This is a genomic window from Kitasatospora sp. MBT63 (assembly GCF_000710465.2).
GTDB lineage: Bacteria > Actinomycetota > Actinomycetes > Streptomycetales > Streptomycetaceae > Kitasatospora.
The window spans coordinates 10,672-21,284 of sequence record NZ_JAIZ01000671.1 but is presented as its reverse complement, the minus strand read 5'-3'; the positions used below and the strand labels follow the sequence as shown (position 1 = coordinate 21,284).

Below are 10,613 nucleotides of genomic sequence, written 5' to 3'. Positions count from 1 at the left end.
CAGCCCGTTGACCACCGGGCCCGGTCCGCGGTCCACCGCGTTGCGCAGCTGCTCGCCGGTGCGCCGGAACAGGTGCTGGAACAGGGCGCCGCCGACGGTCGCCCCGACACTGACCACGGCCGCGCCGATGATGGTGCCGTACACGCCGAGTCCGGAGGCGAGGACGGCGCCGGCCACGGTGGCCAGGGCGCTCGCGGTGACCTGGACGACGCTCAGGTCCAGCCGTCGGCGGCCGCCCGCTGCCTCGGGGCCGTCGGCGGTCCGGCGCGGGCCCGGCTGGCTTGGCTGCGGCATCAACATCCCTCGGTCGGCGCATCAGTTTTCGAACAAGTCCACCCATCTTGCACAGACGAGGACACATGGGGCGAAAATCCGACTCCCGGAAGTCGATATATGTGAAGATGATCACCACTGCGTGACCGAAGGTCTGCCATTGGGGTGCGAGCTCTTGAGATTCCGCTGATTCGCGGGAGACTTGAGCGGCGAGCCGCCCCTGTGGGTGCCACGAATGGAGTACTGTTCGTGGAGCCTGAGCCTTCGGTCAATCAGTCGACCGCTTGCCAAAGGACGATCGGATGGCCCGGGCGCAACGTCGATCGGCGACGTGGCGAACAGGCAACCGTGCCACAGCGGCGCGCCCGGGCGAAAGCCCGACACGCCGGGTAACTCTGCAAGGTTGTGGCCACGCGCCAGCGGGCAGGCCACACTCAGTACGGGAGCAGCGACGCAGGTGACGTCGGCAGGCACCACCCGGGAGGTAACCGTGCCCGAACTGCGCGTCGTGGCCGTCAGCAACGACGGCACACGGCTGGTGCTCAAGGCTGCCGACAGCACGGAGTACACCCTCCCGATCGACGAGCGGCTGCGCGCCGCCGTCCGGGGTGACCGGCCGCGGCTCGGCCAGATCGAGATCGAGGTCGAGAGCCACCTCCGCCCCCGTGACATCCAGGCCCGGATACGAGCCGGTGCCTCCGCCGAGGAGGTCGCCCAGGCCGCCGGCATCTCGGTCGACCGGGTCCGCCGCTTCGAGGGTCCCGTCCTGGCCGAGCGCGCGTTCATGGCCGAGCGGGCCCGCAAGACGGCGATCCGCCGGCACGGCGAGTCCACCGGCCCGCAGCTCGGAGAGGCGGTCGCGGAGCGGCTCGCGCTGCGCGGCGCCGAGAAGGACACCGAGCGGTGGGACTCCTGGCGCCGGGACGACGGCACCTGGGAGGTCATCCTCGCGTACCGCTCGGACGGCGAGGGCCGCAGCGCCAGCTGGACCTACGACCCGCCCCGGCGCCTGGTCCAGCCGAACGACGACGAGGCCCGCGCGCTGATCGGCGAGAACGTCGACCGCGAGGAGGACTCGGTCTTCCCGTTCATCCCGCGGATCGCCCGGCTCCCCCAGGACCGGCCGTCCCGGCCGATGATCGAGCGGCCGTCGGCCGACCGGATCATGTCGTCCCGGGAGGTGCGCGAGGTCCGGGAGGTCAGGGAGGCCCGCGAGAGCCGCGAGGCGGTCGCCGAGTCCAGGGACTCGCTGACCAGCCTGCTGGACGTGGTACCCGCCTTCCGCGGGGACCTGGCGATCGGCCCGGCCCCCGAGCCGGTGGTGGCCGAGGAGGTCGAGGTCGTCGAGGAGCCGGCCGCGCCCGCGGCGGGCATCGGCGCCGGTTCGGCGTACGCGGACATCCTGATGCCCCGTTCGGTCGCCCCGCACCGGGAGCGGCTGGTCGGGACGACGGACCGGCAGGCCGAGGCGGACGGCGTCCGGCCGGGCCGCCGGGCCACCGTGCCGAGCTGGGACGAGATCGTCTTCGGCAGCCGGCGCAAGAAGCAGGACTGACGCTGCGACAGGGCGGTGCGCTCCCCCACCCGGGGGGCCGCACCGCCCTGTCGCCCTTTCAAGGATCGACCGGTCGAGGATCGACCGGTCGAGGATCGACCGGTCGGGGAGCGACCGGTCCGGGTCAGCCGGGCTGGGCGCCGGTGGCGGCCGGCCGGGCCGGGTCGCCCGACCACTCGCTCCAGGACCCCGGGTACAGGGCCACCCCCGGGTGCCCGGCGATCTCCAGTGCGAGCAGTTCGTGGGCGGCGGTCACCCCGGAGCCGCAGTACACCGCGGTCACCCGGTCCGGGACGCCCAGCGCCTCGAAGCGGGCGGCCAGTTCGGCTGCCGGGCGGAACCGGCCGTCGGCCGTCAGGTTGTCCGTGGTGGGCGCCGACACGGCGCCGGGGATGTGGCCGGCCCGCGGATCGACCGGTTCACTCTCGCCGCGGTAGCGCTCTCCCGCCCGGGCGTCCAGCAGCAGGCCGGTCCTGGCCAGTTCGGCCGCACCGTCGGCGTCCAGCACGGGCAGCTGCCCGGGCACCGGCCGGAAGTCGCCGCCGGCGTCGGCCGGCCGCTCGGTGCTCTCCGGCAGACCGGCCGCCCGCCAGGCGGCCAGCCCGCCGTCCAGCACCCGGACGTCCCCGTGCCCCGCCCAGCGCAGCAGCCACCAGGCCCGCGCGGCCGAGGTCGCCGGGCCCGCGTCGTACACCACCACCGGGTGGCCGGCCCGCACACCGGCCCGGCGCAGCGCCCGGCCGAACACCTCCGGGTCGGGCAGCGGGTGGCGGCCGGCCGCACCGGGCGGCGCGGCCAGTTCGCGGTCCAGGTCCAGGAAGTGCGCGCCGGGCAGGTGGCCGGCGGCGTACTCCTCGGCCCCGGGCGGGCCGCCGAGCTGCCAGCGGACGTCCAGCAGGATCGGCGGATGGGCGGAGCCGAGCGCGGAGTGCAGCTCGGCCGCCTGGATCAGCGGGGTGGGCGTAGCCGTCATGCGGACATTGTGACGGCTGCGGTCAGCTCTTTGTACGGTCTTTGCCCGGCTCGCCGGGCGGTCGCGAGGCCGACCGCCCGGCCGGGGTGGAACCATGTCGGCCTGGGAACGTCGGCCACCCGGTGAGGAGCGGCGATGACGGCGGTGAAGGTACGGCTGGCTCAGGGCACCCCCTGCTGGGTGAGCCTGATGACCACTGATCTGGCGGGCGCCACGGAGTTCTACGGCGCCCTGCTGGGCTGGGAGTTCGAGCCCGGACCGGACCGGCTGGGCGCCTATGTGCGGGCCGTCCTGAACGGCGCGAAGGTCGCCGGGCTCGGGGTCACCCCGCCGGGCACCGCGTACCCGGTGGAGTGGACCACCTACTTCGCGGTCGACAGCGCCGACCAGGTCGCCCAGCGGATCCGCGAGTGCGGCGGCACGGTGGCGGTCGGCCCGCTGGCCGCGGACCGGGCCGGACGGCTCGCCATCGCCTCGGACCTGTCGGGCGCGGTCTTCGGGATCTGGGAGGCGGCCGGGCACCTGGGGTGGGAGGTGGTCGGCGAGGCGGGCGCGCCCGCCTGGAGCGAGCTGGCCACCGCCGACGACGAGGGCGCGGCCGGGTTCTACCGGGCGGTGCTGGGACGGGCGGTGGTGGCGGCGGACCCCTGCGCCGGGCCCGGCGCCGCGGACGACGGCGTGGACGGCGCCCGGCTGCCGGTCGGCGGACGGCCGGTGGCCGGGATCCGGCACAGCACCGACGCGGCGGGCGGGCCGTCGCGGTGGCGGGTGCACTTCACGGTCGCGGACACCGATCTGACGGTGCACCGGGCGCTGGACCTGGGCGGGTCACTGCAGATCGGGCCGTACGACACGCCGTTCGGGCGGGTGGCGCGGCTGGCCGACCCGCAGGGCGGCCGGTTCTCGGTGGTGCGGCCCGCCGGGGCCGGAACCGGCCGGCCCTGACGGCCGCCCGGCCGGGGCGAGCGGCTCAGCGCGAGTGCTCCTCGAAGGGCAGCACGTCCGGGGAGAGCACGGCGGCGCGGGCGGTGGCCGCGGTGAGCCGGCGGCGGTGGTGGCGGCGGCACAGCACCTCGTAGCCGATCTCGTCCTCGTTCACGGCGACATCGCCGATCACCACCTGGGCGCCCTCGACCACCATCACCCCGCCGACCGTCCGGGCGTTGTGGGTGGCCCGTGCGCCGCACCAGCACAGCGCCTCGACCTGCAGCACCTCGACCCGGTCGGCGAGTTCGATCAGCCGCTGCGAGCCGGGGAACAGCCGGGTGCGGAAGTCGGTGGTGATGCCGAAGGTGTAGACGTCGATGCCGAGTTCGTCCACCACCCGGGCCAGCTGGTCGATCTGCTCGGCGGAGAAGAACTGGGCCTCGTCGCAGATCAGGTAGTCCACCTTGCCGCCGGCCGACAGCAGGTGCACCACGTGCGCCTGGAAGTCGAACGCGTCGGCCACCTCGACCGCGTCGGCGCGCAGGCCGAGCCGGCTGGAGATGGTCGCGGCGCCGGCCCGGTCGTGGCGGGTGAAGATGATGCCCTTGCGTCCGCGCGCGGCGTGGTTGTGGTCCATCTGCAGCGCGAGCGTCGACTTGCCGCAGTCCATCGTGCCCGAGAAGAACACCAGTTCAGCCATGGGTGGAGCGAAGGCCTTTCAGAGAGGTCGCCGGTCAGGCGCGGACTTCGAGCAGCGGCACCAGCTGCTCGACCGGGGTCATCGAGCCGTGCAGGCCGATCATCGAGGACTCGCCGGGCTCCTTCCGGGAGGCGATCACCGCGATGTCATCCCGGGCGGCCGCCACCACGTCGCCGATCCGGTGGTAGACCCGCTCGTCCACCACGGGGCCGAACCAGCCCGCTGCTATCGCCTGGTCCCGGGTGGCGACCCACATCCGGTCGCCCAGTACCTCGCTCCAGACGGTGAACACGTCGGAGGCCGCCCCCGGCACCGCGTACACGTGCCGGGCCCGGCCCTCGCCGCCGAGCAGGGCGACGCCCGCGCTCAGCTCCCAGTCCTCGTCGAAGTCGATCCGGTCCTCCGGAGCGATGTCGATCATGCCGTGGTCGGCGGTGACGTACAGCGCGGAGCGCGGCGGGAGCTGCTCGGCCAGCCGGCGGGCCAGCCGGTCGACGGTGTTGAGCATCATCCGCCACTCGTCGGAGTCGACCCCGAAGCGGTGCCCGGCGCCGTCCAGCTCGCTGACGTACGTGTACACCAGCGCCCGGTCGTGGGCGGCCAGCCAGCGGGCCGCCTCGTCCATCCTCTCCTCGCCGGTGGTCCGGCCGAGGAAGGAGCCGCCGGACAGCGCCACCCGGGTCAGCGGGGTCTGCGCGAACAGCGGGGAGGAGATCTGACTGGTCGCCACCCCGGCCCGGTGGACCTGCTCGAACACGGTCGGGTACGGCTGCCAGCCGGCCGGGTCCACCGGCGGCTGCCAGCGCAGCTGGTTCATCAGGTACCCGGCACCCGGCACCGCCACCGTGTACCCGGCCAGGCCGTGCAGACCGGGCGGGGTGCCGGTGCCGACCGAGGCCAGCGAGGTCGCCGTGGTGGACGGGAACCCCGCGGTGATCGGGTTGGCCCCGGCCATCAGCGAGGTCAGGAACGGCGCGTACTCCGGGTGGCGGCGGATCAGCTCCCAGCCCATCCCGTCGACCAGGAACACGCAGGCCCGGTCGGCCGGCTCCAGCACCAGGCCGCTGCGGAAGCCGTCCACGCCGAGCCCGGCCGCCACCGCCGGCAGCAGGTCGGCCAGCGAACCGCTGCCGTACGCGGGCACGGGGGCGTCGGAGGGGTCGAGGATCTCGAAGGAGTCGTAGTCGAGGTAGGGCATGCGCGGGCGGCCTCAGCCCCGGTCGGCGACGGTCGCCTCGGACAGCGCCCGGGCGAACACCAGCGCCTGGGCGACCGTCTCCGGACCGTCCCCCGCCTCGCTGACCCGCAGCGACAGGTCGTCGGCGGTGGCCGAACCGGTGTAGCCGTGGTCGGCCTCGCAGTTCGGGTCCGAGCAGCCGGCCGGCTCCAGGTCGAGGCGCTGCACCGCGCCCCAGCCGATGGTCAGCACGACCTCCCGCGGCAGCGTGCCGGGGGTGTACGTCTCGGGGTTGGCGACCATGCGACTGACCACCACCGAGTTGATCCGGTCCAGCCGGACCGTCTCGGTCGAGGTGGTGGCGTACGGCACCGGGTTGCCCGCGTCGCCGTTCTGCTCGTCGGTGTGGCTCACCACGAAGCGTGACGAGGTCAGCACCAGCACGGTGACGTGCCGGCGCACCTCGTTGGCGTCGAAAGTGGTCTCCTGGTGCACCAGGTAGGAGCTGATCGGCTCGGGGCCCACCGCGGACTCGACCGCCTCGGACACCAGCGCCGGGTAGTAGCCGCTGCGCTCGATCGCGGACCGCAGGTCCTGCGTGGTGGTGGTACCGGTCTTGGCCATAACTCCATCCTGGCATGTCCCGCCGACGAAGCGGGCGGCACTGCGCCGAGCTTCCGGGCCTTGGGCACCCCGTCTCAGAGGCGCAACCACGAAAGGTTACAGGGTGCTCATGGCGCGCGGCCCCAGATCGGTCCGGACCGGCAGGGGTGCGATCCGCACCCGCGCGCCCAGCACCGCCAGCCCGCGCGGGGCCACCACCACCGGTTCGAGGTCGACCGAGGCCACCTCCGGCAGGTCGTCCACCAGCCGCGACACCCGCAGCAGCAGCTCCTCCAGCGCCCCGGTGTCGACCGGCGCGGCCCCCCGCCAGCCGAACAGCAGCGGCGCGGCCCGCACCTCGCGGATCAGTTCGGCGGCGTCCCGGTCGGTGGCCGGCACCAGCCGGTGCGCCAGGTCGCCGAGCAGTTCGGACGGTGCGCCGGCCAGCCCGAACGACAGGATGGCACCGACCGCCGGGTCCACGGTGGCGCCGATCACGGTGTCCACCCCGCGCGGCGCGAGGCGCTGCACCACCAGCCGGGCCCGCCCGGCGCCGCCGAGCAGACCGTCCAGCTCCCGGTGGGCCCGGCGCAGCTCGCTCTCGCCGGTCAGGTCCAGCCGGACGCTGCCCAGGTCGGGGCGGTGCCGCAGGTGCTCGGCGGTGGCCTTCAGGGCGACCGGGTAGCCGAGGGCGGCCGCGGCGCGCACCGCGCTCTCCTCGTCGGGGGCCGGGACCGCCGGGCTGACCTCGATCCCGTAGCGCGCGAGCAGGCTCAGCGCGTCGGCCTCGGGGAGGGTGACCCGGGCGCCGCCGGGCTGGGTGCGGGCGGCGACCGCGGCCGGGGTGTTCAGGGCCGCCTCGACCAGCTCCCGGGCACCGGCCTCGTCGATGCCGTCCAGCTCGGGCACCCGGGCGGTCTGCTCGGCCTCGGCGGTCCGGCGGCGCCAGTCGGCGTACGAGACGGCGTCGGCGAGCGCGTGCACGGCCCGTTCCGGCGCCGGGTAGGCGGGGATCCGGCCGGGCCGCAGGCGCTCCGCGAGGCCGGTCAGCGCGAGGTGGGTGAGCAGCAGCGGCTTGCCGAGCTCGCGGCCGAGGCCGGCGGCGTCCAGCAGCGCGGCGGCGATCTCCGGGTCGTCGGTGCGCAGCTCCTGGTCGGGGCCGGGGCCCTGGACGCCGATCGGCGGGATGGCGACCGCGATCACCGCGTCCACGCCGCGGTCGCGCAGCGCGGTGTGCAGGGCGATCCGGAAGTTCTCGCCGGTGGCGGCGGTGGTCAGGTCGACCGGGGTGCGCGGGCGCAGCCCGGCGGTGAGGCAGGCGTCGTGGGTGAGCAGGCCGAGCGAGTCGGAGTTGCCGACCACCGCGACCCGGTCGCCGGCCGGCAGCGGCTGTCCGGCGAGCAGCTCGCCGGTGTCGAACAGTTCGGTGATGGTGTCCACCCGGACCACCCCGGCCTGCTGGAACAGGGCGTCCACGGTGGCGTCGCGCAGCCGTCCGGCGGCGGGCTGGACGGCGTGGCCGGGCGGCAGGCTGCCGGTGTGCCTGGCTCCCTTGAGGACCACCACGGGCTTGGCGGCGGCCAGCCGGCGGGCGATCCGGGTGAACTTGCGGGGGTTGCCGAACGACTCCAGGTACAGCAGCAGGACCTCGGTGGCCTCGTCCTCCTCGCAGTACTGCAGCCAGTCGTTGCCGGAGACGTCCGCCCGGTTGCCGACCGAGGCGAACGAGGAGACGCCGAGGCCGCGGCGGTGGGCGGCCTCCAGCAGGGCGACGCCGATCGCCCCGGACTGGCAGAACAGGCCGAACGGGCCGCGTTCGGGCAGCACCGGGGCGAGCGAGGCGTTCAGCGGGCGCTCGGGGTCGGTGTTGATCAGGCCGAACGCGTTCGGGCCGACCACCCGCATCCCGGCGGCCCTGGCCTGGCGGACCAGGGCCCGCTGCCGGTCCCGCCCCTCCGGTCCGGTCTCGGCGTACCCGGCGGTGACCACCACCAGGCCCTGCACGCCGTGCGCCCCGCACTCGGCGACGGCGGCGGCCACGCCCGGCTCGGGGACGGCGATCACGGCGAGGTCGACCGCGTCGCGGATCTCGCGCAGCGAACGGTGGCTGGGCACCCCTTCCAGGTCGGTGCCGGGCGGGGCGCTGCGGTTGACCGCGTAGACCGGGCCGTGGAAGCCGGCCAGGTCGCGCAGCAGCGAACGGCCGACCGAGGCCGGGTTGCGGGAGACCCCGACCACCGCGACCGAGCGCGGGGTGAGCAGCCGCTGCACCGAGCGGGCCTCGGCGCGGTGCTCGCGCGCCCGCATCACGGCCAGCGAGGCCGCGGTCGGCTCCAGGTCGAACTCCAGGTGCACCACGCCGTCGGCGATGCTGCGGTGCTGGGTGTAGCCGGCGTCGGTGAAGACCTTCACCATCTTGCGGTTCTCGGGCAGCACCTCGGCGGTGAAGCGGCGGATGCCGCGCTCCTGGGCGACGGCCGCGATGTGCTCCAGCAGGGCGGAGGCGACGCCGCGGCCCTGGTGGGCGTCCTGCACCAGGAAGGCCACCTCGGCGTCGGTGCCGGTGGTGGAGGGCCGGCCGTCGGCGTCGATCCGGTCGTAGCGGACGGTGGCGATGAAGCGGTCGCGGACCACCACGGCGAGGCCGACCCGGTTGACGTAGTCGTGGTGCGTGAAGCGGCGGACGTCCTTGTCGGACAGCCGCGGGTAGGGCGCGAAGAAGCGGAAGTACTTGGACTGGTCGGAGACCTGTTCGTAGAACTCCACCAACCGCTCGGCGTCGGCCTCGGTGATCGGCCGGATCCTGGCCGTCCCGCCGTCGCGCAGCAGTACGTCGGCCTCCCAGTGCCGGGGATAGCCGTGCTCGTCGCCCCGGTGCGGGGGGCGGGCCGCGGAGTCGTCCACGGTGGTCAGGTTATCCGGCGGCGGGCCGGATGGCGCCGGCCGTGCGGGCGGGGCGGGCCGGCCGCACGGACGGCCGCGGGGACGGGGTGCGTGGCGGGTCGCGCCGCCGGGGTCCGGGCATGCAACACTGGTCTAGACAACCTTGCTGTATCAGCACGCACCAGCGCGTACCAGCACCACCTGAAAGGCACGTCTCATGGCCGAGCGCCGCGTCACCATCGGTTGGCCCGAGGGCCTGCACGCCCGTCCCGCCTCCGTCTTCGTCCGCGCCGTGACCTCCACCGGCCTGCCGATGACCATCGCCAAGGAAGGCGGCAACCCCGTCAACGCCGGCTCGATGCTCGGCCTGCTCGGCCTCGGCGCCCAGGGCGGCGACACCGTGGTGCTCGCCTCCGACGCGGACGGCGCCGACGCGGCGCTGGACCGGGTCGCCAAGCTGGTCCAGGAGGGCCTCGACGAGCTGCCCGCCGCCTGACCGGCCGCTCCCGCACCACACCGAAGGGGTGCCCCGCACTGCGCGGGGCACCCCTTCGCTACCGTGACGGTGGGAGCGGCTGCCTGGAACTGCCTAGAACACCGACCAGCCGGTCGCGGTCGTCAGCGCGTCCAGCGCCGCCACCCCCAGCACCGAGTTCCCGGCCGCGTCCAGCCCCGGGCTCCACACGCAGACCGAACCGCGGCCCGGCAGCACCGCCAGCACTCCCCCGCCCACCCCGCTCTTGCCCGGCAGGCCCACCCGGAACGCGAACTCGCCCGCGGCGTCGTACGTCCCGCAGGTCAGCAGCACCGCGTTGATCCGCTTCGCCTCACTGCGCGTCAGCAGCCGCGAACCGTCCATCCTTATCCCGTGCCGGGCCAGGAACAGCCCCGCCATCGCCAGGTCCCGGCAGCTCGCCGTGATCGCACAGTGCGCGTAGTAGTGGACCAGCACGCTCTCGACCGGGTTGCGCAGGTTCCCGTAATCGGCGATGAAGTGCGCCAGCGCCGCGTTGCGGTGCCCGTGCCGGGCCTCCGAGGAGGCCACCGCGTCGTCCGTGTCCACCAGCGGGTTGCCGGACTCCGCCCGCAGGAACTCGCGGACCGCGCCCGCCGCGTCACCGGTCAGCTCCAGCAGCCGGTCCGTCACCACCAGCGCGCCCGCGTTGATGAACGGGTTGCGCGGGATCCCGTGCTCCGTCTCCAGCTGCACCAGCGAGTTGAACGGGTTCCCGGACGGCTCCCGCCCCACCCCGCGCCACAGCCCCTCGCCGCCCTCGGCCATCGCCAGCGCCAGGGTGAACAGCTTCGACACCGACTGGACGGAGAACGGCTGCTCCCAGTCCCCCGCCCCGAACACCTCACCGTCCACCGTCGCGATCGCCATCCCGAACCGGCCCGGATCGACCTCGGCCAGCGCCGGAATGTAGTCCGCGACCCGGCCCCGGGCCTCGGCCCGCAGCGCCTGGTCCATCACGTCGTGCAGCAGTCCCTGGTAGTCCACGGGGGCCATTGTGGCCGGTCG

Annotated in this window: 9 protein-coding genes and 1 pseudogene; 3 read left to right on the top strand and 7 right to left on the bottom strand. The window is 74.6% G+C overall.

Features of this window, described 5'->3' with window-relative positions; genetic code table 11:
• Window positions 1-294, bottom strand: a pseudogene (locus tag AA75_RS52810) (hypothetical protein); the annotation flags it as partial.
• A 436-nt stretch (window positions 295-730) separates the two neighbouring features.
• Between AA75_RS52810 and sepH the strand changes: the two are divergent.
• A complete protein-coding gene (gene sepH, locus AA75_RS35280; RefSeq protein WP_082527065.1) occupies window positions 731-1,828 on the top strand; it encodes a septation protein SepH in 1,098 nt (365 codons plus the stop codon).
• A gap of 124 nt (window positions 1,829-1,952) precedes the next feature.
• Here the strand turns inward: sepH and AA75_RS35275 are convergent, their stop codons facing one another.
• Complete coding sequence (locus AA75_RS35275; RefSeq protein WP_033824458.1) at window positions 1,953-2,801, bottom strand: sulfurtransferase; 849 nt, start codon at window positions 2,799-2,801, stop codon at window positions 1,953-1,955.
• A gap of 135 nt (window positions 2,802-2,936) precedes the next feature.
• Between AA75_RS35275 and AA75_RS35270 the strand changes: the two genes are divergently transcribed.
• Entirely contained in the window at window positions 2,937-3,746 is an 810-nt protein-coding gene (locus AA75_RS35270) for a VOC family protein (protein WP_033824457.1), read from the top strand.
• 25 nt (window positions 3,747-3,771) lie between these two features.
• On the opposite strand, the gene AA75_RS35265 is transcribed toward AA75_RS35270, so the two are convergent.
• The 4 genes from AA75_RS35265 to AA75_RS35250 form a co-directional block, all read right to left on the bottom strand.
• Window positions 3,772-4,428, bottom strand: coding sequence for a thymidine kinase (locus AA75_RS35265; protein WP_033824456.1), 657 nt, complete (start codon window positions 4,426-4,428; stop codon window positions 3,772-3,774).
• Window positions 4,429-4,462: 34 nt separating this feature from the next.
• The gene (locus AA75_RS35260; protein WP_033824455.1) at window positions 4,463-5,626 is read right to left on the bottom strand and encodes an alkaline phosphatase family protein; all 1,164 of its coding nucleotides are present in this window, start codon (window positions 5,624-5,626) and stop codon (window positions 4,463-4,465) included.
• A 12-nt stretch (window positions 5,627-5,638) separates the two neighbouring features.
• A complete protein-coding gene (locus AA75_RS35255) occupies window positions 5,639-6,229 on the bottom strand; it encodes a DUF5998 family protein (RefSeq protein ID WP_033824454.1) in 591 nt (196 codons plus the stop codon).
• A gap of 96 nt (window positions 6,230-6,325) precedes the next feature.
• Window positions 6,326-9,112, bottom strand: a complete 2,787-nt coding sequence (locus tag AA75_RS35250; protein ID WP_051814002.1) for a GNAT family N-acetyltransferase — start codon at window positions 9,110-9,112, stop codon at window positions 6,326-6,328.
• A gap of 196 nt (window positions 9,113-9,308) precedes the next feature.
• On the opposite strand from AA75_RS35250, the gene AA75_RS35245 reads away from it, so the two are divergent.
• The gene (locus AA75_RS35245) at window positions 9,309-9,587 is read left to right on the top strand and encodes an HPr family phosphocarrier protein (protein ID WP_033824453.1); all 279 of its coding nucleotides are present in this window, start codon (window positions 9,309-9,311) and stop codon (window positions 9,585-9,587) included.
• 93 nt (window positions 9,588-9,680) lie between these two features.
• Here the strand turns inward: AA75_RS35245 and AA75_RS35240 are convergent, their stop codons facing one another.
• A complete protein-coding gene (locus AA75_RS35240; RefSeq protein ID WP_033824469.1) occupies window positions 9,681-10,592 on the bottom strand; it encodes a glutaminase in 912 nt (303 codons plus the stop codon).
• Between the last annotated feature and the right edge of the window lie 21 nt (window positions 10,593-10,613).

Bases quoted from the DNA above. Each gene is read 5' to 3' on its own strand.
- AA75_RS35275 (WP_033824458.1), bottom strand. From the start codon at position 2,801: ATGACGGCTACGCCCACCCCGCTGATCCAGGCGGCCGAGCTGCACTCC.
- AA75_RS35270 (WP_033824457.1), top strand. From the start codon at position 2,937: ATGACGGCGGTGAAGGTACGGCTGGCTCAGGGCACCCCCTGCTGGGTG.
- AA75_RS35265 (WP_033824456.1), bottom strand. From the start codon at position 4,428: ATGGCTGAACTGGTGTTCTTCTCGGGCACGATGGACTGCGGCAAGTCG.
- AA75_RS35260 (WP_033824455.1), bottom strand. From the start codon at position 5,626: ATGCCCTACCTCGACTACGACTCCTTCGAGATCCTCGACCCCTCCGAC.
- AA75_RS35255 (WP_033824454.1), bottom strand. From the start codon at position 6,229: ATGGCCAAGACCGGTACCACCACCACGCAGGACCTGCGGTCCGCGATC.
- AA75_RS35245 (WP_033824453.1), top strand. From the start codon at position 9,309: ATGGCCGAGCGCCGCGTCACCATCGGTTGGCCCGAGGGCCTGCACGCC.